The following is a 23,621-nucleotide window of genomic DNA, read 5'->3' on the forward strand; positions in this document are numbered from 1 at the left end:
CTAATTTATATTTCCTTGTTCTCTGAACTTTAATTAGCTCCTTTTCAAATTCCTTTCATCAGGCTAAATCGTAGTTCCGACACGCAATTGCGGAGATTCATCAAAGTTGTTTTTAAGGGTGCATAATTATCTGCAAATTAGATTTGTTAGATAACGTTTTAACCAAACAAACCAAAACTAAGATGAAATATTTGTTTCTGCTCCTGCTTTCAGTAGCGGGCTTTAATGCTTATAAAATTGGTAATCTATTTATTTTAAACTGGAACAAATATATAGGTCTAATTGGATAGCAAAATAGTATAATGAAAAGAAAATTATTATTTTTCTTACTGGTTATTGGTTTAAGCAGTCAGGCACAAATAACAGCGATACATGGTATAATCGCTAAAAAGAAAACGGTTGCATCCGATTTGCTAACAGGTTATGCTTTTCTTAATTTATCGGTAGGGCAATCAGATGTTTCGATTACAAGAATTGGTAATACAGAAACCTGGAGATTATATAATGATGGCGTTGGTAAATCACAACCTGGTAAAAAATTTGTAAAGGGTAGTGCCTTTGGTATTCAAAAAAAGGCGAACACTTATCAACAAGTACTTTCAATCACTTATGTTCAGGGTAGTAATGGAAATTACATCGCTTTATCAATGGCTTTTGACGAAAATGGTAGCTTAAAAATAACGGCGAATCACGATGTCGATGTTATTGATGATACACCAACTACTCAACCAGGTATTGGTCAATATTCAATTTTTGAAGATATAAGTACTGGGACAAGCCCTTTATCTACACGTATCATCAGGCATAGTATTTTAGATGTGGATAAAACAACAGTTGTCTATTATAAGGATTACACGATTCATAATACTTCAGAAAATGACAGTGTGATAGACTTTGTTATGATTAGTCAGAACGGTGTGATAAACTATCCGCAAAGTAAAAATACCGTAGCCTATTAATGAGTATAGCGTTAGTGTAATAAAGCACAAGCAAAATATTGTCTTTTGATCACTTTCCGGCTAGTTTGATAGGTGCTAAATAATTCTGCTCTTGTGCTGGCTTTGCCTCGTATTAAGAATGATAATCTATATTTAAGCCACAGATTCGCAGATTATTTCTTTATAAATTTAAGTTAACAGATTTAACAAATCTTTATCACTGAAGCGCACCCCATCTAGTCTTAGCATCCCGCAATCTGGCACGAGCTTTTCTATTCATTAACTCTAGCGCAAGCGTCCCGCTTGTGCTTTAACACGGTAATAGATTTTGGTTTTTAAAGGCTAATTAATATTCGATTAATAATTAGTTTTACGAATATATGATTCGTCCCATCTGGCGCGAGCTTGTCAGCTCATAACTCTAGCGCAAGCGTCCCGCTTGTGCTTAAGCGGTAATAGCGTAATAGATTTGGTCTTCAACGGTAATTGTCTCGATTTATAATTAACTTTTCAAATATATGATTCGTCACAAGCGAGACGCTTGCGCCAGGAATGTTCTTAAATAGACTTTTATGTTATTTAAAACTGCAAATTTAAAATAGATTGCTTCGTCGTTCCTTGTCGCAACGACCACCTTGGAGTTTGGCATAAAGAATAATAAGTTATTGCATAAAAGATTGCGAAGCCGATGAAAAATCGGCTTCGCAATGACGGTATAGGGTTAATGTAGGGGAATTGTTTTAGGAGACTGGATAGTTCAAAAAACTAATTTATATTTCCTTGTATTTGAACTTTAATTACCTCCTTTTCGATTTCCTTTCATCAGGCTAAACCGTAGTTCCGACACGCAATTGCGGAGATTCATCAAAGTTGTTTTTAAGGGTGCATAATTATCTGCAAATTAGATTTGTTAGATAACGTTTTAACCAAACAAACCAAAACTAAGATGAAATATTTGTTTCTGCTCCTGCTTTCAGTAGCGGGCTTTAATGCTTATAGTCAGATTGCTGTGCTTAATGCCGATAGTGCCCGTTTAGGCAATCCGGCGGGTACCGGAACGGTAGCCCTGCATGGTACCACACTGATAAAAAATATTGCCGAAGGTAATGCTGCAGACAGTGTTTTGGTGAGGGGTAGCGATGGCGCGGTACGATTTGTTAAAAGAAGCAGTTTTGGCGCATTAGGTATTCCTTTTAGCAATGGAGATAACCTGCCCGGATCAAATTATAACGGGCGGTTTTTGTTTAATACTTCACTCCAAAAGTTTAGGATATATGATGCAACGGCCGGAACCTGGAAAGATGCTACGCCAGTTGATATGAGTAATTATTATACTAAAGCAAACATTGATTCTTTAACAACGTCGTTTGGAACGCAACTGTTCAACTTTGTACAAGATAGAGCACTTAATGCCGAGGTTTTACATAAAACCGGCAATGAAAATAAAACTGGCGATCTGGGGCTCGTTGGAACCTTTTCAGTTAATGGGTTGAGTTATTTTAATAACCTGCTTCAGGTTTCCAACCCCGGAACAGATCAGTATCTGCCAGTAGCTCACTTTTATGCCCCCAATAATACTGTTGCAGGTAATACTTCTCAATTTCGTTTTGGTACTGCAGGAACTTATAACAATGCGGCAGAATGGCGTTTTATGTATAATGGTGATCAAAGTAACTCGAACCGTATGGATTTTAGTTTTTTTGGACAAGGAAATCCAATAATAAGTTATACTGCAGAACGCAGGGTTGGTATTGGTACTACAACCCCTGCATACCTGCTTGATGTTAATGGAGAGGCCAGGATTAAAACCCAGTTACTATTGGGAGAAAATGCAATTTCCCATGGCAGTTATCAGGTAGATATGAGGCGTAATGGAACAGGAAATAGCCAGGGTGTTTTTATGGCCACTCAAAACGGATATGATATTGCGTTAAGACAAAATGCAGGTACAGATAACTTTGGTATTTATACTGAACAGACCAATACAGATGCATTCACACTTACGCAGTCCGGAAATGTTGGTATCGGAAACCTGACACCGAACGAAAAATTGGAAGTTTCAGGGAATATAAAAACGACAGGTGGAATAGCTGCTACCTCGTTCAATAAAGTAAATATTACTGCTCCTGTAAATGGTTCCACGCTAACTATTGCAGATGGTGCATCATTAATAACTTCAGGTGCTTTTTCGAACACCTTAACCACTACTGCTACCAGCAATAATACCTTGCCAAGCGGAACTAATACGCTTTACAGCACGAAATCTGCTTCTGTTACTTCGGCGCAACTGGCCACTACTTTAACAGATGAAACCGGTACCGGAACAGTTGTGCTTTCTGCTTCACCAACCCTTACGGGTACACCAACGGCACCTACTGCAGCATCAGGTACCAATACCACTCAATTAGCGACCACTGCCTATGTACAGACTGCCCTTTCAACGGTAAATATTAATACGCAAACAGCAAACTATACACTGGTATTGGCTGACGCCGGAAAATTCGTACAGCAGAATGTATCATCCGCAAATAATGTAACTGTACCTGCAAATGCTTCTGTTGCTTTTCCGGTAGGTACGCAGATTCTGCTTCGACAGATGGGATCAGGTCAGGTAACCGTTGTTGCCGCTTCAGGCGTTACGCTACAGTCGGCAGATAATGCCTTAAAAAGCCGGGTTCAGTTTGCGCCGATTACGCTGATAAAAGTGGCAACCAACACTTGGGCAGTAATGGGTGATTTGACGAATTAACGTTTATTCTGTATTAACGGTTAGAATTGTATATATGATGAGAAACCTGATTACTTTATTTTTTATTTTATTCGGTCTTTCTGCTGTTGCACAGGTAACGGTTGTACATGCAGATAGTGTTCGGCTTGGAACGGTTTCCGGAGTTGGAGGTGTTGCCCTTTATGGAAAAACATATTTAAAAAATTTGACTGAAGGTACATTTATCGATAGCGTACTGGTTGTTAATGGTTCTGGAAAAATCAGGTTTATTAAAAGAAGTGAATTTGCAGCTGGCGGTGGCGGTAATTATATTTTAGTTAATCCATCATCCCCGCAAGAAGCATCTATTGATATTTCAGGGATGATTACAGTAAAAGGTACCGCACAATTCGAGGGTCAGACCAATTCAAAAAACCGGAGGGTTTTATATGGAACAAACCCATATAGCCAACGAGATACCCAGCAAGGTTACATTGAGGAAACTACTTTAGAGAATTACTTAACGGGTGGCTTAAATCAATTTCACGTCCTTGGCTTCTTTTTTTCGGAAGCTTATTTCAGTAATAGTTTTGAAATGTTTTTTACCTCTTATGATGGCGCCATAAACCGAAAATATGTTGTAATTGAAGGTTATGGAGGCGGGGGAGATGGTGGTTTGGGTGAAGAGAATTCAACTGGCTGGTTTAAGATAATACCCAGCGAGGATGGTGGGACACGTGATGGCATGATCGATTTGGAAGCAAAATACATATACCCTTATGGTTGGTGGATTAGAATACGAAGAACGGTATCCGAACAGGATAATTATGATCGTTCATTTTCTCTGTATACAAAAACTTATCAAGGGACTTTTATACCTTATGATTCTGCCTACAATGGTGTAATTGGCTCTCAGACCGGAGTAGATTCAGTGGCTTGTACGAGCAGCTATGGCGGAAGGCGATATGCGCAGCGGATGGAAGTGTATGGTGCGCCCGTTAAACCAACTGATGTAGTAAGATTACAGGATTTAGGCGGTACACTCCCAGCATCAGGTAATGCATTTATACAGGCAAATCCTATTGAACCACAACTTGCTAATGTTGATTTGAATGGATCAATTGCCCTTAGAGGCGATAATGGAATCACTGCAAATAATGCCTCATTAGACAATTTAAATGTCGGTATTGCTAATATTAGAAGAGCAATTTTTAATTCAAATAGCAGTTCGTCTGGCAATTATGTAGAATTTGCGTCAGCTTTAGGTATTGCAAACTGGCAATTTAAAACGGATGATACAGAAGATGGTTTTGATATGTTTAGAATGGGTCTAGGCGGTACAGATGTTTTGCATTTAAGAGGTGACGGGCATTTGACATTACCGACCATTCCATCTGTTGCAAATGCAGATTATTCCCTTTTAGTACGCGACAATAATAGCGGCGAAATTAAACAAGTTGAAGTAAATGCAAATAGAGCTGCTTCTGCAGCAGAAATCAAACAATTTTCTGCCAAGGGAAGTGGAAATGGTTCATCTACAACAATCTCTATTCCGCACGGGCTTCCAAGTATTAATACATCGGCATCGGTTGTGGTAACGGCAAATAATGCTGCTGCTGCGGGAATAAGTTATGCAACAATAGATGCAGAATATGTCAATGTATTCTACACAATTGCTCCAGTCACGGGAACAAATAACCTGTCTTATTCTATTTCAATAAAGTAAGATGAAAAATTTTTTATTTATAACGCTGTTATTTTTATACTCAGTTTCTTCTGCGCAATCTGTCGCTGTGCATGGCATGTTGGCTAAAAGAAAGAGTAGCACAACTGTAGCGCCCATACAAACTGTTAACATAAATATGGATACCGAATCCAGAGGAGCAATTCCAAATTGGAATACCTGGATTTATAATAGTTCTGATGGCTTGAATTTATTAAATAGTGCTGGAACAACTACTGGTTTTAATCTGTTGAAAATCCAGGGCGGCTCCTGGACAGCGGAGAATGAAGGCAGTCCGGCAGGAGATTCAGAATTTCCGGGCGCTGTGCTTGCTTATATGATGAATGGAAATAACCTTACAATTGAACTTCGATTACAGGGATTGGATGCTTCAAAAAGATATGAACTCATTTTTGCAGCTTATCAGAATTATAACGGACCGGAAGATAATACCAATATAACCATTAATGGCATAACAAAAGCAACAGGGCTATCTAATGCCAATACAATTTACAAAACTAATTTTAGTGTTTCAAACCCCACATCGGGAATTATTAATATTACTTTCACTCCATACGATACTACTGGAAATGGCTGGACTTGTATAAATGCGATGATTTTAAAAGAGTATGCTAACTAATAGGAATGCATGTTTTTTAACTTAACTTTAAAATAATTATTAGAATTACAGATTTGAAAAGATAATTTGAAAATATTTATAGCGCTTTGTTTTTATTTAAGTTTTTTCCTTTATACAGCAGCCCAGCAAAAGCCGCAATACACGCAATATGTACTTAATAATTACCTGCTAAATCCTGCTTTAAGCGGGGTTGAAAACTATACTGATGTAAAACTGGGCTACCGGCAACAATGGGCCGGACTTGCTGATGCGCCTAAAACCGCTTTTGTATCTGCACATTGGGCGCTGGGCAGCGAGTATTTGTGGTCTAACGCACTTTCCTTTGATGAAAAAGGAAATGATCCCAGGAGCCGAAGTTACCAACAATATTATACGGCGTCTCCCGCACATCATGGTGTCGGTTTTTCAGCAGTAAATGATAAAGCCGGCCAGCTTACAACCACCGCCTTTAATTTAAGTTATGCTTATCATTTAATTTTAAATGATAAACTTAATATGTCTGTGGGTATAGCAGGTGGTTTTACCAGGATAGGCATAGATGCCAACCGGCTGCTGTTAGAAAATCCAAACGATCCTTCACTGGGTAATGCCATAGAAAGCCAGTTTAAGCCTGATGTTTCTGCCGGGATATGGCTGTACGGTTCCAGGTTTTTTTCTGGGATTTCTGTTCAGCAACTGCGGCCTCAGCAACTAAGTTTTTCTGACGATGGTAATTATAACCAGGGCAAACAGGTGCCGCATTTCTTTTTGACCGGTGGTTATAAGCTTTATGTATCAGAAGATATGCACCTTATACCGTCTGTAATGGTTAAAGCTGTTCAGGGTGTACCATTATCTGTTGATGCTAATCTTAAACTGGGGCTTAAAGATAAGGTGTGGATTGGTGCGGGTTACCGTAATCAAGATGCTGTAACGGTTATGGCAGGCGTAAATGTAAGCAGTCTCATTAACGTAACTTACGCTTATGATTTTACCACGTCGGGACTGAACCAGGTTTCTACCGGAAGCCATGAAATTGTGCTGGGCTTTTTACTAAATAATGTTTATAAAGTAATCTGCCCGAGGAATATGTGGTAAGCTACCGGAATAGTGTTATGGAGCCGCTATATTTTATTTCCTTATTAAAAAGATCGATACCGTTTATCAGGTAATAGTAGGCGCCTACCGGTACGCTTTGTCCATTTCTGTCGCCCTTCCAGGAATCAAACAGGTTGTTAGAAGAAAAGATGCGGTCGCCATATCGGTTAAATATATTGATTTGGAATTTTTTAAGGTTTGTGATGTTGATATTGAATTCATCATTTATGCCATCACCATTTGGTGAAAATGAATTTGGAATGAGTAAAGCAGAACTTTGCAGCATAACCAGGTTATTTACATTTGCCTCACTCATACAGCCGTTAACAGAAAAAGCGCGCAGGTTTATGGTATACACCCCTGCATTGGTATACAGATGTGTAGGGTTGGCTTCTGCTGAAATTGTTCCGTCACCAAAATCCCATTCATATGTTGTGGCATCCTGCGATTGGTTAATAAAACTGATGGGGGCGGGGACAGCAAATTTTCCGGGCAAAAGCGGGTCAGTTGTAAAACCGGCTATAGGTTTGTTTATAATAGCGGGGATGGTCATTATAGCCTGATCACTTTCACAACCGTTAAGTTTTATGCTCACACTATAATCGCCCGCCTGTCTGGAACTGGTTACGGGTACGGATATCGTAGCGGTTTCCGCTTTAAAGTTGTCTGGCCCAATCCAGCTATATATTGCATTTTCGACCTCGCTGATGGATAATACCAGCTGATCGCCAATACAGTAGCTTTTTTTACTGGCTGTAATTACCGGTTTATCGGGTTGAAAAGAAACATTAAAACTATAGCTGGAAATGGTGCTGCAACCCCGGGCTCCGATGGCTTCGAGTACAACTGTTTTTTTACCGGGACTGTTATAGGTTACCTCGTACGGCCCCTGGCCGCTCGCCGGCGCTGTATTGGCATCGGTGCCAAAATTCCATTTTAAGGCGTTGTAGTTAGCGCCTGTTGAGCTAAAAGTGAAACTTTGATTTTTTGAGCAGGGTGCATTCGCCTGCATACTAATTTTTGAAGAAGGGCCTTTAAATTCGCCCGTTCCGGAAAAAGAAATGGTAAAACCGTTGTTTCCGTTAGAAAAATTATCCACTAAAAGCGCATATACATGGTCGCTTACCATATCTACAAATTTAACAAAACCATCTTGCCCTGTTACACAGCCGGATTGCTCAGTTAAATCTGTAGAAGTATTATCCATACCGGTTTGGTAATAGATTGGCATACAGTTTACCCCACTTCCTGCAGCGCAGCGGATGGCATTTTTCGATAAAATATTCTTACAATCGCCGTTTACCCCTAAATCGTAAAGTACCCAGTCAATATCATCGGTAATGGCGGTAGGTGTAATGATAAAAGTAAGTGTTCCGTCGTTTGCAGCGGTCCAGGTATACCATGCTGAATTTGATTCGGTGCTTAAACAACTTCCTGCCGATTCCTTATTGTTGCTTCCGGCACCGCTGATGTTCAGTTCGGTAAAGGTTTCCTTATTACAAAGGATAGATGCTGAAGAACAATCCTGTCCGGGTTTTTTTGGTGGGTTATAATTATTGATACAAAGCTGGAAACTACCTGTTGCGTCGTTTTCGGCACTGATGCGGATGTAATATTCCTGGCCAATACTCAATCCGCCTTTATATAAGGTTGTTAAATTATTCGAACTGGTCATCGAGCCAATCAGTTCAGTTAAAAGTTTGTTTTCGAGCAGGTAAACAGCAGCCAGCGGATTAACTAAGGTGTTGGCATTGGTGCCCGATTTTCCGGTAATGTTTACAGATATATCGGTTGCAATTGCGGTAAACTTAAACCAGATGTCTTTACCTTCGCTGTTCCAGAAACTGCCTTTTTTATAACCGCTGGCTGTAGCATCCATGTTATTAAATGCACCGGATGCAGAACAATAGGCCGAAAGACTTTTTAATTCAATAGCATTCGCCATATCGTCATTTGTTGGAACGGCTGCTAAGGCATAAAGTTTTAAACCGTTGCAAAGCATCAAAACCGTTAAAAAAAGTTTTGTGTAAAACCCTGGTATATACTTTTTACGGTTATAAAGACAAACATTTTTTTGCATCCTAAACATTTGCAAACGATATCAGCTACGCAATAACTTAAATATTCAGGCACGTTTAAGTGCGTTTGAGTTTTCAAGATAAGGCTCATTATCAATTTCTTTAATTATTTTTGAGTCCCTCGTTCTTCCGGTTTTAATGGTATATAATTCAATAAAATCATTCAGTTCCTTTTTATAGCTTTTACCAACCTTAACCAAAATATCATTATCCAGGGTAATAATATCCCCGCCAATGGTTTTAATGCTGTCAACCGAGATGACAAAAGTTCGGTGGATTTGTATAAAGCCTGGTTGTCTAATGAGCAGGTTCTTTACTTCATCAAATAAGATGTAGGTAATTACGGTAGCGGTTTCGGTAAATATTTTCACATAATTACCCTGACTCTCAATGGCGATAATTTCATCGAACTTTACTTTGGTTAACTTGTTCTTATCTTCCCGGTTTTTTACAAAGAAAAACTTATCCGGTTTCTGTACTTTCATGGGAATCTGCACATTTACGCCTTCAAGAAATAATTTTTCTATGAGTTTGGAGAATTTTGAAAAAGAAAACGGTTTGTGTAAGAAACCATCGGCATGCAATTCATACGCTTGTGTGGCATAATGGCTATGCGCAGTTGTAAATACCAGTTTACGGGTCTTGTGCCGTAGCGCTGCACATAAATCAATACCTGAAATACCAGGCATTTCAATATCCATAAATATCAAATCGACAACTTCGCCTTTGCTGATTTCGCAAAGCGCAACAAGCGGATCCTGGTAATGTTTAACAAGATTTAATACAGGCATGTTACCTATATAGTCAGAAATAGCGTCCAGGCAGTCAGGCTGGTCGTCAATGGCTATGCAATTGATAATCATAAAGCGTTAAAATAGAGTTTTGTTTGGTGTATCTAAGATAGGTTTTAATTTACATTTCAGGCAAAAAAAATCATACAGAAATTTAGTTAATTATTTCCGGTCCCTAATCGAATTTCATGCACCTGATAATGCAGTGTTAATTTAGATTTTTTTTTTTATTTCTCTATATCTTTTCATCAGGCAATACCTTACTTCCAAAACGTTTTATGGTACTTTCGTCATATTTGCCTTTTGATAAAGCTAAATGTCTGCAGGTTTATCGGTTATTTGCGAAATGGACTAACCCATTGGCTGCGTAAGTTTTTAATTAAAAAGATTCTGCATTTCAGAGTATGCAGTCCGATACTTCGTTTCTCCAGGGTCAGAAATTTATAATGTCTCCTTCATCAAAGATTATGCTGAATTAATGGATTGCTAAATAATTTTTCTCTGCATAACAAATTGATAAACAATTCCTTTGAAAAAATAACAATTACTCCAATTACTATTCGAAAAAAGAAAAAAACGCGATACATCTGAATTTTCTGTTTAATTTTCATCAGGCAATACCGTACTTCCAAAACGTTTTCCATGCGTTTCATCATATTCACTTTCAGGTCATTTTAAAACGCTGCATATTAGTGCTTACTGTTTGATTAAAACCAGGCAGTATTACCAAACAACAGATATGAACTTCCGAAAAACGACAAGGAGATTAATAGTAAGCATTTTGCTTCTGGTAATGTCGAAAATGGCTATGGCACAAATTCATGTAATTAATGCCGATAGCCTTAAGCTTGGGGAAACCGCTGGTACGAATGGCATAGCCTTTTATGGAAACCCTTATTTTAAAAACATAGGACTGGGAAAACTTTCTGATAGCATTTTAGTTAGGCAGGCTGATGGTAAAATTAAATTTATGCCAAGGAGTTTAATGTTTAGTGGGGTTGGGGGAGGTTCTTACATACAGGCTAGCCCGTCTAGCCCGCAAAACGCTAACATTAGCTTAGAGGGAAATATTACGACTAAAGGCGGTCAATATGCTTACGGATTTATTGCGCAAGACGTTGACGGAAGCGCTAATATAAATTCTCATGTATCCGTAACCTGGTACGGCGTAACCGCTGATAATGGTATATATGATGGACAACATAAACAGTTGATAATGGATCCTATAGACGGATCTTTTAAATTTTCCGATGGAACTTATTTCACCCGCATAATTTCGCCTGTCCTTGAAAACTCCGCTACAGTAACTTTAAGAAATTTTAACGGAAACATAGCATTCACAGAAGATTTTGCAGCGGGTAAGACGGTAGGCGCTAATACTACTGGTAACGCAGCAAGTGCAAGTTCTGTGCCTTGGAGTGGTGTATCGGGAAGGCCGACATTAGAGAGCGGAACCTATACACCTATATTAACGAGCAATAGCGGTAGCGTGTCCGCTTCAATTTCAATTGGTCACTACATTAGAGTAGGAAATCAAGTATCGGTCAGTATAAATTTAGGCAGTTATAGTGGTTCATCAGGGGCTAACACATTTTATATAACATTACCTATACCCTCAAATTTAACAGCAACCGACGACGTTTCAGGTACGTGGAGTGTACAAGGTAGCGCAAGTTATCCAGCACAAAGAGTTGTCAGCGATGAATTGGGGGATAGGGCATATTGCGGTAGTATAGGAACTTTGCCCGGTATGACAGGCGGCGGAGGTAATATAACATTTACTTATACGATTAAATAATTTATAATAATAAATAATTATGGTTCTATCTGGTTTGATGTTGGTAATGGGCATATTAGGTATATTCTTTTTAAACGCTTTTTAAAGCAACAGATTTTATTGCAACTAATACATTTCAGCTTGCAATTTTTATTAAAGAAAACTTAGCGGTATGGCTTTGGGCATTCTATGTAATTCTTGTATCAATTTTGATTTTATATATTGAACCCAACGCAAATGAAGTTATAAAAAATCTTTTCGGGCTTGATTTAGCAAACAAAAAAACAGGCTGACTGTTGTTCGGTGCGGGGCTATGCGGTCTGCCCCATCGTCCTCGTTTGTAACGAGTATGAGTTAGAAAAGCGATTCTATCGCTAAATAAAAATTAGCTAATAGTCATAAATGGAACGTTAGCACTAAACTATTAGCCACAGATTCGCAGATTTTTTACAGTTACAAGCTAAGTTTTTTTATCACTGAAGCATGTTTTCCTGCCCGCAGTCAGGAACTTCACGGCATTACAATATTTCTGTGCTTTGGTTCTTTTCTAATGCGAGTATATTGATATTTTAATTTATGGAGTGAAAGAGACCATTCGAATTTTAAAAGCTTAATGGATATTCTGTTAAATAATTAGTTTTTGGAATATATTATTAGTCACAAACTAGAACCTAGCGCCAGAGTGTATATTAACCAGATATTTGTTGGCAGCCTGGTTAATCTTCAGTATACATCTGGCGTACGCATCCCGCCTGTAATAATGAGCTCTTTCCAAAATTAATTTTCATCAGGCAATACCGTACTTCCAAAACGTTTTCCATGCGTTTCATCATATTCACTTTCAGGTCATTTTAAAACGCTGCATATTAGTGCTTACTGTTTGACTAAAACCAGGCAGTGATACCAAACAACAGATATGAACTTCCGAAAAACGACAAGGAGATTAATAGTAAGCATTTTGCTTCTGGTAATGTCGAAAATGGCTATGGCACAAATTCATGTAATTAATGCCGATAGCCTTAAGCTTGGGGAAACCGCCGGCACGAATGGCATAGCCTTTTATGGAAACCCTTATTTTAAAAACATAGGACTGGGGAAACTTTCTGATAGTATTTTAGTTAGGCAGGCCGATGGTAAAATTAAATTTATGCCAAGGAGTTTAATGTTCAGTGGGGTTGGAGGAGGTTCTTATATACAGGCTAGCCCCTCTAGCCCGCAAAATGCTAATATTCGTACGAATGGAGCATTATCCGTTTCAGCAGGAAATAGTTCTATTGGTTTATCATCTGTAGGTAATGATGAAACAGGCATTTTTTATCGTCAATTTGCATTAGACCCTAATTCAATGCAATGGTATATTTATAGACAATCTGACGAAAAATATTTAGGGTTTTATCAATTTGGAAAGCAATTTCAGTTCTATGATGATTTTAATGAAAACGGATTGATGTACCAAAAGCCAATGAATAATTTACAGCCACTATCATTAATTAATAAAGGTTATGCAGATAATACCTATTCGTTGATATCTCCAACAGGTTCTTATATACAAGCTAGTCCATCTAGTCCGCAAAATGCTAATATAGATATTACCGGTAGTATTCAAAATGGGGGCTTTTATTCAGCTTCAGGCAGTATTGGATTATTATCTGCTCCAATAGGAGGGACTAACCATCCGAATATAGCAATTGGGGACCATGATACAGGTATAAATTGGTATGGCGATGGGGATATTGCTTTACGAGGAAATGGTAATGATTTTATAAGGTTTAGTCAAGGAAGTTTATTATACTTTCCTGTTAATCCACGGTTAGATGTTATTCCTACCCAAATATTAACAAGGGATGCTACTACAGGAGAAGTTAAATATGTGCCTTCGACTTCGCTTCAAAGTTCCGGAACTGGTGCAACGTCTGTGTTTGGACGAACGGGTGCTATTGCCGCACAATCTGGAGATTATTCATCTTTCTATTATCCTTTGAATGGTAATCCTAGCGGGTTTTTAACAAGTGTTCCTGTTCAAAGTTTTGCCAGTTTAACGGGTAAGCCAACTACGCTAACAGGTTATGGTATTACTGATGCATATCCTTTGAATGGTAATCCTAATGGTTTTTTGACAAGCGTTCCAGCACAGAGTTTTGCTAGTTTGACAGGTAAGCCAACGACTTTAGCAGGTTATGGTATTACAGATGCTGTTCCAGGTTCAAGAACTGTTAACGGGCAGTCATTGAGCGGCAATGTAAATATTAATGATATTTCCGGTACTTCAGGAAATACAACTTTATGGTTAGGCCAATCTGTAAACTGGACTGACGATGGTGTAAGCAATATTAATGACATTATTACAATGGGTAACAATGGTGTTGTTGGTAGGAGTAACCAAACGCAGGTTAGAAATTTTTTAGGCCTGAATTCTTTAGCTTATTCAAATGAAGATTTAAACAGATATGTACAAGGCGATAACCTTACAAGAACAACCGGAAAAACAAGCAATAATGTAAATGTTGCTTTACCTTCTGGTTTTTATGATGGTAATAGCACAACGGGTATGCCTAATTCGGATTGGTATCATTTAATTAATTCACGGCACGTAAATCAAAATGTTAATTATCAGATGCAGCTTGCAGGTCAATTTTTTAGTGGTAATGAATTTTATCTTAGAACTATTGCAAATGATGTTAATATGGGTTGGAAACGTATTACAACTGATAATAGATTAGGTAGTAATGCCTGGGAAAGCAAAACAAATTTATCTCAATATGTAAATGATTTGGGTAATTATGGCGGCTGGCTGCTTGCAGATGGCGCAACTTATGCAGGATTTGCAAGTAATGACATTAATTACCCATACATGAGATACAGCGCAAATAATGCCGTTGTCAGGCTATTACGTTATGATCAGGTAGGTTCTGGAGCTTTTTTAAATGGCAGCGTCGCGGCTGCAGCTAATACTGTTGTGCAAAGAGACAATAATGGTTATATACAAAATAGTTATATCAATACAACTGATGACGTCAGTCCATCTTTGGGTTATTTAATAGGTAAAAATGGTAGCGATAATTACCACAGGACCTACTCGCAAGCTACAGTACGCGCATTCTTAGGATTAGGTGCTAATGCATATGAATCAAAAACAAATTTATCACAATATGTAAATGATTTAGGATACGTTACGGCTAATGGATCGGTAAATTATGCAACGTCGTCTGGGTCTGCTAATTCATCAACCAAATTTATGTCGAGCTCGCATCCCGATAATTTTTATCTGGTTAATAATTGGGATGGTGCACGCTGGAATGTAACGTCAAATCATGGTGCTCCTGTACGTGTTGGTTGGGCTGATAATGCCGGAAGTGTTGACTGGAGCAATATATCAAACAAACCTTCAAATTATGCGGTTTCTGGTGGGCCAATAAGTCAGTTTGATAATGATTATGGTTATGCAAGAGCACAGGACATAACGCTTTCAACTGTAACCCTTAGAGGTAGCGATACGCCACATAACCTTTATTTCTATAAAGGCGCTTCAGATAATGTAGATCAGGGTTCTGGGATTAGTTTCTCTTCGGAGGCGGGTGGAAGTCCAACTTACTCATCGTCATGGCAATTAGGAAGCAACGGCGATATGGTAAATTTTGGTTTTGATGGTATCTGGCAGACTAATCTGAGAATTTATAGAAATGGACATGCCTGGTTAAGGGGCTATCTGAGTCAGGGTTCGGATATTCGGTTGAAAAAAAACATAAAAGAGTTAAAAAGCGTTTCTGAAAATTTAAGAGCTGTACGGGCGGTAGAGTATGACCGTGTTGACAATGAGGAGCATCAAATAGGTTTTATTGCACAAGATATGCAGAAAATTTTCCCAAATCTGGTGATTGAAAATGGAGGAGAAAAGAAGATGCTGGGAATTGCATACTCAAATTTTACGGTTCCTTTGTTAAAGGGCTGGCAAGAACATGATGTTCTTATTGCAGCGCAGCAAACAAAAATTAAAACATTAGAAGAAGAACTCGTAATTCAAAAAAATGAGCTGAAAGATCTTAAAGAAGAACTAAAACAGCTAAAAGAATTCTTGAAGGTTAAAAAATAATAGACGATATTTTATGATAATTGATAAAATTTTCAGTCTATTTACTCACCTCAAAATTCCAGCTTTCGAGAGTATGATAATAGGAAACTTAAATCTGCGTAAATCATCTGAATCTGCGGTAAAAATACCTGGTAAAACCTTATTCTATTTTTTTTATATATTTAAGTGCAAAAGATTATCCTGGCTTTAAAACCTAATTGTTATTCAATTAATTAGTTTTTTATTATCTCTCCAATTTGGTTACAATTGTATAAACCTAGTTCAAGACGAGACAGCTTTTTGATAATTTATTCGTCACAAGCGAGACGCTTGCGCCAGAGTGGCGAAATATAGGTCAGTTGACTGGTTTTAATCATGCCTCATAGTTGGTCTGACGATTTAAATTGTCTTTATATTATGCACTCGTTAGAAACGAGCGCAAGCGGGTTCACTAGCTCTAGCGCAAGCGTCCCGCTTGTGCTTAAATTGTAACAGGGTTAGGTTTTTAAAGCCTAATCGATATTCTGTTAAATAATTAGTTTTTCGAATATATGATTCGCCAGAGTATGGAGTTATAATCACCATAACCCACTGTAATTTAAACTCCTTTACTTGCCCGGCTGTAGCTAATTCAAGCTATTTTTACTATTATTGTGATCCTGTAAATAGATATTTACAAAAGCCTAAATTTTTGAATCATGTTTTCTTACAGCCAGTATACCGATCAGGAATTGGCAGGCTTTTTAAAGTCTGGCGACCGGCTGGCTTATGAAGAGATTTATCATCGCTATAAGTTTATATTGCACAACCATGCCTGGAACAAATTCAGAAATAAGCAGGAAGCAGAAGATGCCTTGCAGGAGGTATTTGCAAAGTTGTGGGATAAGCGTCTTTTGCTGGAGCCCAATGTTAACTTATCCGGTTATTTATATACCGCTGTAAGAAATTATTTCCTGAATTTTATCGCCAGGAAAGATGTTCAGGATCGTTATGTGTCTTACATACAAAAATTTGCAGAAGAACAAAGCGTCTTAACCGACCACCGTATTCGTGAAAACCAGCTTAAAGAACATATTGAAAAGGAAATTGAAGCACTTCCGCCAAGAATGCGGGAGGTTTTTGAATTGAGTAGGAAAGAACATTTAACGCACAGGGAAATTGCGGCCCGCCTGGGTACCAGTGAAGAAACGGTGAAAAAACAGATTTCAGCAGTACTTAAAGTCATGCGTGCTAAGTTTGGCCTTGTTGTGTATATCGGCTTTTTGCTGCACCGGTAGGCATTATACTTCAGGTTTTTGAATATACTGAAATTCTACACTCAAACCGTCTTTTCCGCGCAAGCGGAAATTCTAATACCCAATAAGAATAAAACCAACCGTTTTAAGATTCCCTGTCGGGCAGGGAATGACGAATCGCCCTAAATTATAAACTTAATAATACAATACGGCACGCTCGCGCAGGTGGACATCTTAATGCAGGAAAACTAATGCTTAAGATACTTCGGTTCCGGTCTGTGCGCCACACACCAGGGCGTTATAATCCAATACGTCATGCTCGCGCAGGCGGGCATCTTATAGAAAAAAACTAACGTCTAAGGGATATATCCATTCCGGTCTGTAAGCCACAAACCGGAGTGTTCGAATTTGAGTGTGCCATTTAAAGCCAGCGATTTGTACCGTTATTTCTTTACCACAACTATCTTTTCTACAAAAGCATCATTTGTTCCATTGGTAAGTGTTACTGCTTTATCGTTTTTCCAATAAGTAGCTATTGCCCGGCTTGAAGGTTGGTTATAGGTGTACCCTGCTGCATAAATATCATTATTTAAAACGGTAATACTTTCTACCGATGTGGTAAGCGGACCGCCGGTTAGTGAAACAGCCATCCCGTTTTTCCAGTATTTTGCCACAACCGAATTGCCATCGGAAGATGAACCTTGCCCGCCTACATAGACGTCGTTTCCCGAAACGGCTATGGAATTACCACGTGCATTTTGTGTTCCGTCGGCAATCGTTACAGGCGTACCTAAATTTTTTGAATAGCTGGTTTGAAGCTGACCCTGATTGTTGTAAGATACTGACCATGCCATATAAATATCATTACCTGATATGGTAATTGCCTGATCGGCAGCGTAGGTGCTGCGATTGGTAAGGTCGGCTACCTGGCCATTCTTCCAATAACAAACAATTGGTGTCGTTAAATCGATTGTTCGCTCACCCATAACATAAATATCATTATTCAGAATCGCAATTTTACTGGCAATCGAATTTGCTGTACCATCGGTCAGCGAAACAGGAACACCATTTTTCCAGTATTTTGCGATGTATATTGATGCGCCACTTTTTATTTCCTGACCGGCGATATAAACATCATTGCCTGCGATAAAAATATCATTTGCCATAGCGCTATTGGTTCCATCCGTTAAGTCGACACCTAAACCGTTTTTCCAGTATTTTGCAACATATTTACCATTTGCGTTCATCTGATAGCCGACTGCATATACATCATTACCCGATACTGCCATCCCCATTGCAGCCGAATTGGATGCGCCCAGTTTTACTGCAGTGCCGTTTTTCCAGTACGTTGCGATATAGCCATCACGTCCGGCAGCATAAACATCAGCTGTAGGCTGCGGTTCAGGGATATCTCCGCCTTTTTTTCGGCATGCGGTCAGGACAGTAATCAGCACAAGTACGGTTAACAAGTATTTAAGTAAATTTTTAATTTCCATGGTTTTCAAATCGTATTAAGCATATACATTTTTGACAATCAAATTGTTTGACCATTGATTTTTAAGTGCTATTTTCCCCGTTCCCGGTCTGTGCGCCACAAACCGGGGTGTTAAAATGAATAAAACCAATCGTTTTAAGATTCCCTGTCGGGCAGGGAATGACGAATTGCCCTAACCGGCTATCTTAAAGCAAAAACTAATTCTCAAAGTGTATCGGTTCCGGTTTGTGCGCCACAAACCGGGGTGTTCGCTTAAGTTAATGACATTGGGGTTGGTTTATCCTAATTTTCAATTAATTTCAACTATTTTCAATTTACAATACCCCCTTTGAAGCTGAAGTTTGTCTTACCAATATAAGGCCGAAAACAGCCTCCGGTATAATGAACGAAGAAGACATCAAACACATCCTGGATAAATATAAAGCGGGAAGCGCAAGCGATGAAGAAATTGCCTTGCTCGAAAGCTGGTATCTTCAGTTTAATTTGCCCGAACCTGAAGTCCTGAACGAACAGGAGCGTATGGAGGCTTTCAATAGGGTAGGGACACATTTAAACATCAACCCTAAGGTTAAAGTACGCAAAATATTCTGGCCGGGCGTTGCTGCGGCAGCTATCTTACTGATAGTGTTTTTAGCCGGCCTGATGCTGTTTAATAATCCATCGGGTGCCGACAAACAAATGGCACAGCGTGATGTGGCGCCCGGAGGCAATAATGCATTCTTAACCCTTAATGACGGAAAGAAAATCGACCTTTCCAGCGCTGAAAATGGCGAACTTGCCAAACAATCGGGTATAAAAGTAACTAAACTGGCAAATGGTCAGCTGGTTTATGAAATCTCTGCTTTAGCAAGCCAACCTGCAACATCAAATGCAGCCATCGCTTACAATACCATTGAAACACCAAGAGGCGGAACCTATATGGTTATATTACCTGATGGTTCAAAAGTATGGTTAAATGCGGCATCATCACTCCGTTACCCGACGGTTTTTGAAAAAAATAAACAGCGGAAAGTGCAGCTTAACGGAGAAGCCTATTTTGAAGTTACCCATAACAAATTAAGTCCTTTTCTGGTGGAAACAAACCGGCAAACGGTTGAAGTTTTAGGTACCCATTTCAATGTAAATACGTATACCGATGAACAGGCAGTTCGTACAACTTTACTGGAGGGTAGTGTAAAAGTAAACGCAGGTTCATCGCACTTGCTGATTAAGCCGGGCGAGCAATCTGTTTTAACCGGCAATAAATTAACAGCCATGCCGGTAGATGTTGAAGATATCGTGGCCTGGAAAAACGGATTGTTCCAATTCAGTGACGAGAACCTGGAAAGCGTAATGCGTAAAATTTCACGCTGGTATGATGTGGATATCGAATATGCTGATGAGCATATAAAACAGATACCTTTAACTGGTATTATTACGCACTTTACTAATATTTCGAAAGTGCTGAGGATGCTTGAACTAACCAAACAGGTTCATTTTAAAATTGAGGGCAGGAAAATTATCGTTTCAAAATAAATCAACAACCAATAAACTATTTATTCATTATTAACCAGACTTTATGAAGTAAAAGAAACCAACCTGAACCAAACCAACCAAACAGATAAAGAAATCGGAAGCGTTCGCGGCGCCCCCGATTAAATTTTGTCCGTTTTATCGAATACGTTAAACGTATTCCAATAGAGAATCAAACAATACTTATTTTAAAAACCGACTATCAAATGTATAAAAATTTTACAAGATTTTTTTGTACGCCTTCTGGCTATACGTATAAATTCCTTCGGGTTATGAAACTGACAACGATTTTGCTCTTTTCTGCTTTAATACAAGTAAGCGCTGCAAGTTTTGCTCAAAAAGTAACTTATGTAAAAAAGAATACAACCTTAAAACAGGTGTTTTCAGAAATCTACAGGCAAACAGGATATAGCGTACTGTTTTCGGGCGCAAAGGTTAAAAGCAACCAAAAAATAGATGCAAATTTTAAAAATGCAACGCTGGATGAAGTCCTTAAAAAATCTTTCGAAAATCAATCTCTTGAATATACAATCGAGGAAAAAACTATTGTAATCAGAGACTTAGATAAAGTCTTTAAAAATCCCTTTTCCTTTAGTGCCATAAAAGACACAACCGTAACAGTTAAGGGAAGGGTACTAAATGAGAACGGAACGCCATTAGCAGGCGCATCCATTTTATTTGAAGTTGCAAACGGGGCCACCTCATCAAGTTTTGCCGGTTCGGATGGTACTTTTAATCTGGCAGCTACTGTTAAAACAGATAAAAAAGCAATAAAGCTGACAATTAGCTATGTTGGTTATCAAACCGTGTCTTTTCGGGTTACAAAAAGCGATATGGGCGATATCAGGCTTGTACCAAAATCGACTGATTTAGAAGAGGTAAAAATCGTTATCGGTTACGGCACCACAACCAAAAAACTAAGTACAGGTAACTATGCTGTGGTAACCAGCGAAGACATTGAAAAACAACCCGTCGTAAATGTACTTCAGGCGCTGCAAGGGATGGTACCCGGTTTAACCGTTAATCAATCCAGCGGTTTTGCAAGTGCAGCCTTCAATGTTAAACTTCGTGGTCAAAATACAATGGCAGCCAATATTGGCGATGGTATTAATAACCTCAGCGAGCCATTATTTATATTGGATGGCGTGCCCATTATTTCTTCGGGAAATTCTACAAATTTAAATTTTGGCGTTAACAAGGGCGGACTCAGAGGACCAAGTGAGGGGCAGAGTCCTTTGTACGGCATTAATCCGGCAGATATTGAAAGTATATCCATACTAAAGGATGCCGATGCAACTGCAATATATGGCGCCCGTGGCGCAAATGGAGTGGTCTTAATTACCACTAAAAAAGGAAAGGCGGGTGTAACAACCGTTACCGCAAATGTATATACAGGATTGAGTTTGCAAACCAGAAAACTGGATTTAATGAACACAGCCGAATACCTTGAAATGAGGAACAGGGCATTTGTAAATGATAATATTACACCAACGGTTAGTAATGCTTACGACCTTAAAACATGGGACCAAACCAAGGATACCGATTGGCAGAAAGAGATACTGGGTACCGCGCATACAACAGATGCACAATTAAGTCTTTCGGGCGGCGATGCGAAAACAACCTATAGGCTAAGCGGTGGATTTAACAGTGCCTCACCACCTTTTAAAGGTGATTATACAGAAAGGCGATCATCCGGCTCGCTTGCATTAACCAATGTAGCATTTAATAACAAGTTGCATACTGCAGTTACGGTAAACTTCTCTTCAACAAACAGTAATCTACCGGCAAGTGACTTAACCAGGTTAATTTTTCTGGCACCAAATGCACCGGATTTACTCAACGCAAATGGTGACTTAAATTTCGCTGCCTATCCATCTTTTGGTTTTCCTTCGGATGCAATAGCATTAAAAAGGGTTTATTCAGCAAAAACTAAAAACCTGATTAGTAACCTGTCTTTAAAATACAATATTGTTCCCGGCTTGGATTTTAACGCTTCGTTTGGCTACAACCTCAGTAAACAGGATCAGCTTCAAACTGCTCCCTATGGCTCTTTTGATCCAAACTCAACTTCTACCGCTTTTTCCATCTTTGGAAATAACGATAGTCAATCCTGGATCATTGAACCCAATTTAACGTATCAAAAAAACATAGGGAAGCATAACGTCACAACACTTATAGGTTCTACATTTCAGGATACGGAAATAGAGGGGAATAGTATTACGGCAAATGGCTATGCGGATAATGCATTTTTGAGTTCTTTGGCCTCCGCATCAACCTTCAGCAACCCGATTACCTTTTATACGAATACCAAATTTGAATCTGTTTTCGCCAGAATTAGCTACGATTATGATCAAAAGTATTTACTTAATTTAACCGGCAGGCGCGATGGGTCATCCCGCTTTGCCAGTGGTAAAAAGTTCGGAAACTTTGGTTCTGTTGGTGCTGCCTGGATATTTTCGCAGGAGGAATTTGTGAAAAATAAGTTGGGCTTTCTTTCTTTCGGGAAAATAAGAGCATCATACGGTTTAGTTGGTGGAGATAATTTAAGGGATTATCAATACTTATCGAGTTTAACAACCGGTCAAAATACTTATCAAAATACGACCGCATTTCAATTAAGCAGGTTGGCTAACGATCAATTTAGCTGGACAACGAACAAGAAACTTGAAGCGGCAATTGCTTTAGGGTTTTTAAATGACAGGATTAATACAGAGTTCTCCTGGTACCGCAATCGTTCCGGCAATCAGCTCGTAAGTTCTCCGTTACCCATTACAACCGGGTTTACTTCTATTGTAGAAAATTTGCCTGCAGTGGTTGAAAACAAAGGAATAGAGTTTACCTTACAAACGCAAAACATAAAAAGTAAAAATTTTAGCTGGCGAACTGATTTTAACATTTCCAGAAACAGGAATAAACTCGTGTCATTTCCTGGATTGGAATCTTCAACCTATGCAGGCAGATACGCTATAGGCAGATCAATTAATAGCCTTGGCCTTTACCAATATACAGGGGTTGATGCAGCCAATGGTCAGTATACTTTTGCCGATGTTAACGGAAACGGTGTAGTAGATTTATTCGGTATTACTGATTTTATTTATAAAGATAATACGCCTTCTTATTTTGGGGGATTAAGCAATAATTTCAATTATAAAGGTGTTCAGTTAAGTCTCTTTTTCACATTTACCAAACAAATGGGCGTACTGAGGTTATCGAATGTATTGCCTGGCGCATTAGGGAGCGGACTTGGAAATCAATTAATTTTAGCCGAACAGTTAACCGGTAAGCCTGCCCTCGAAAATTTGACCACAAACGGATTCCGTAATGATAGATTCGCCTACTACGCTTCAGATGAAACGTTTGTAGATGCTTCTTACATTAGGTTACAAAACCTGTCGCTTGCCTACAATTTACCCTCCTCTCTACTGCAAAAAGCGAAGCTGAAAAATTTAAAAGTTTATGTACAAGGCGAAAATTTATTAACCATTACCGGCTACAGAGGTACTGATCCGGCATCACCTGGTTCATTTTCACTTCCTCCAAGAAAAATAATCACAGCAGGCATTCAAATCACACTTTAAC

13 protein-coding genes are annotated in these 23,621 nt (G+C 38.8%); 10 read left to right on the plus strand and 3 right to left on the minus strand.

Going from position 1 to position 23,621, the window contains the following annotated elements; translation table 11 throughout:
- Positions 1 to 302 precede the first annotated feature (302 nt).
- The 5 genes from O0931_RS04300 (at position 303) to O0931_RS04320 (ending at position 7,085) form a co-directional block, all read left to right on the plus strand.
- Positions 303 to 959, plus strand: a complete 657-nt coding sequence (locus O0931_RS04300; protein ID WP_269414315.1) for a hypothetical protein — start codon at positions 303 to 305, stop codon at positions 957 to 959.
- Positions 960 to 1,884: 925 nt separating this feature from the next.
- On the plus strand, positions 1,885 to 3,687 hold the full coding sequence (locus tag O0931_RS04305; RefSeq protein WP_269414316.1) for a hypothetical protein: 1,803 nt from the start codon (positions 1,885 to 1,887) through the stop codon (positions 3,685 to 3,687).
- 34 nt (positions 3,688 to 3,721) lie between these two features.
- Positions 3,722 to 5,371 (plus strand): hypothetical protein, encoded by a 1,650-nt coding sequence (locus O0931_RS04310; protein WP_269414317.1) that lies wholly within the window; start codon positions 3,722 to 3,724, stop codon positions 5,369 to 5,371.
- 1 nt (position 5,372) lies between these two features.
- Entirely contained in the window at positions 5,373 to 6,008 is a 636-nt protein-coding gene (locus tag O0931_RS04315; RefSeq protein WP_269414318.1) for a hypothetical protein, read from the plus strand.
- Positions 6,009 to 6,074: 66 nt separating this feature from the next.
- Positions 6,075 to 7,085 carry a PorP/SprF family type IX secretion system membrane protein gene (locus O0931_RS04320; protein WP_269414319.1) on the plus strand — a complete coding sequence of 337 codons (1,011 nt, stop codon included), beginning with the start codon at positions 6,075 to 6,077 and terminating at the stop codon, positions 7,083 to 7,085.
- A gap of 1 nt (position 7,086) precedes the next feature.
- Here O0931_RS04320 and O0931_RS04325 read toward each other — a convergent pair whose 3' ends face one another.
- On the minus strand, positions 7,087 to 9,087 hold the full coding sequence (locus O0931_RS04325; protein WP_269414560.1) for a T9SS type B sorting domain-containing protein: 2,001 nt from the start codon (positions 9,085 to 9,087) through the stop codon (positions 7,087 to 7,089).
- A gap of 123 nt (positions 9,088 to 9,210) precedes the next feature.
- Entirely contained in the window at positions 9,211 to 10,026 is an 816-nt protein-coding gene (locus tag O0931_RS04330; RefSeq protein ID WP_269414320.1) for a LytR/AlgR family response regulator transcription factor, read from the minus strand.
- A gap of 667 nt (positions 10,027 to 10,693) precedes the next feature.
- On the opposite strand from O0931_RS04330, the gene O0931_RS04335 reads away from it, so the two are divergent.
- The 3 genes from O0931_RS04335 to O0931_RS04345 all read left to right on the plus strand — a co-directional run bounded on the left by O0931_RS04335 (position 10,694) and on the right by O0931_RS04345 (position 17,077).
- On the plus strand, positions 10,694 to 11,752 hold the full coding sequence (locus tag O0931_RS04335) for a hypothetical protein (RefSeq protein ID WP_269414321.1): 1,059 nt from the start codon (positions 10,694 to 10,696) through the stop codon (positions 11,750 to 11,752).
- A gap of 895 nt (positions 11,753 to 12,647) precedes the next feature.
- Positions 12,648 to 15,821 (plus strand): tail fiber domain-containing protein, encoded by a 3,174-nt coding sequence (locus O0931_RS04340; RefSeq protein WP_269414322.1) that lies wholly within the window; start codon positions 12,648 to 12,650, stop codon positions 15,819 to 15,821.
- 677 nt (positions 15,822 to 16,498) lie between these two features.
- Positions 16,499 to 17,077, plus strand: coding sequence for an RNA polymerase sigma-70 factor (locus tag O0931_RS04345; protein ID WP_269414323.1), 579 nt, complete (start codon positions 16,499 to 16,501; stop codon positions 17,075 to 17,077).
- 401 nt (positions 17,078 to 17,478) lie between these two features.
- On the opposite strand, the gene O0931_RS04350 is transcribed toward O0931_RS04345, so the two are convergent.
- Positions 17,479 to 18,531 carry a hypothetical protein gene (locus O0931_RS04350; RefSeq protein ID WP_269414324.1) on the minus strand — a complete coding sequence of 351 codons (1,053 nt, stop codon included), beginning with the start codon at positions 18,529 to 18,531 and terminating at the stop codon, positions 17,479 to 17,481.
- Positions 18,532 to 18,911: 380 nt separating this feature from the next.
- Between O0931_RS04350 and O0931_RS04355 the strand changes: the two genes are divergently transcribed.
- Positions 18,912 to 20,045, plus strand: a complete 1,134-nt coding sequence (locus tag O0931_RS04355; protein ID WP_269414325.1) for a FecR family protein — start codon at positions 18,912 to 18,914, stop codon at positions 20,043 to 20,045.
- 269 nt (positions 20,046 to 20,314) lie between these two features.
- Positions 20,315 to 23,620 carry a SusC/RagA family TonB-linked outer membrane protein gene (locus O0931_RS04360; RefSeq protein WP_269414326.1) on the plus strand — a complete coding sequence of 1,102 codons (3,306 nt, stop codon included), beginning with the start codon at positions 20,315 to 20,317 and terminating at the stop codon, positions 23,618 to 23,620.
- Position 23,621 lies beyond the last annotated feature (1 nt).

Origin of the sequence: Pedobacter rhodius (genome assembly GCF_027213645.1) — a bacterium.
Taxonomy (GTDB): domain Bacteria; phylum Bacteroidota; class Bacteroidia; order Sphingobacteriales; family Sphingobacteriaceae; genus Pedobacter; species Pedobacter rhodius.

What these genes read in the sequence shown, in the direction of transcription:
- O0931_RS04300 (WP_269414315.1), top strand. Translation starts at nt 303, where the DNA reads ATGAAAAGAAAATTATTATTTTTCTTACTGGTTATTGGTTTAAGCAGT.
- O0931_RS04305 (WP_269414316.1), top strand. Translation starts at nt 1,885, where the DNA reads ATGAAATATTTGTTTCTGCTCCTGCTTTCAGTAGCGGGCTTTAATGCT.
- O0931_RS04310 (WP_269414317.1), top strand. Translation starts at nt 3,722, where the DNA reads ATGATGAGAAACCTGATTACTTTATTTTTTATTTTATTCGGTCTTTCT.
- O0931_RS04315 (WP_269414318.1), top strand. Translation starts at nt 5,373, where the DNA reads ATGAAAAATTTTTTATTTATAACGCTGTTATTTTTATACTCAGTTTCT.
- O0931_RS04325 (WP_269414560.1), bottom strand. Translation starts at nt 9,087, where the DNA reads ATGCTTTGCAACGGTTTAAAACTTTATGCCTTAGCAGCCGTTCCAACA.
- O0931_RS04330 (WP_269414320.1), bottom strand. Translation starts at nt 10,026, where the DNA reads ATGATTATCAATTGCATAGCCATTGACGACCAGCCTGACTGCCTGGAC.
- O0931_RS04335 (WP_269414321.1), top strand. Translation starts at nt 10,694, where the DNA reads ATGAACTTCCGAAAAACGACAAGGAGATTAATAGTAAGCATTTTGCTT.
- O0931_RS04340 (WP_269414322.1), top strand. Translation starts at nt 12,648, where the DNA reads ATGAACTTCCGAAAAACGACAAGGAGATTAATAGTAAGCATTTTGCTT.
- O0931_RS04345 (WP_269414323.1), top strand. Translation starts at nt 16,499, where the DNA reads ATGTTTTCTTACAGCCAGTATACCGATCAGGAATTGGCAGGCTTTTTA.
- O0931_RS04350 (WP_269414324.1), bottom strand. Translation starts at nt 18,531, where the DNA reads ATGGAAATTAAAAATTTACTTAAATACTTGTTAACCGTACTTGTGCTG.
- O0931_RS04355 (WP_269414325.1), top strand. Translation starts at nt 18,912, where the DNA reads ATGAACGAAGAAGACATCAAACACATCCTGGATAAATATAAAGCGGGA.
- O0931_RS04360 (WP_269414326.1), top strand. Translation starts at nt 20,315, where the DNA reads ATGAAACTGACAACGATTTTGCTCTTTTCTGCTTTAATACAAGTAAGC.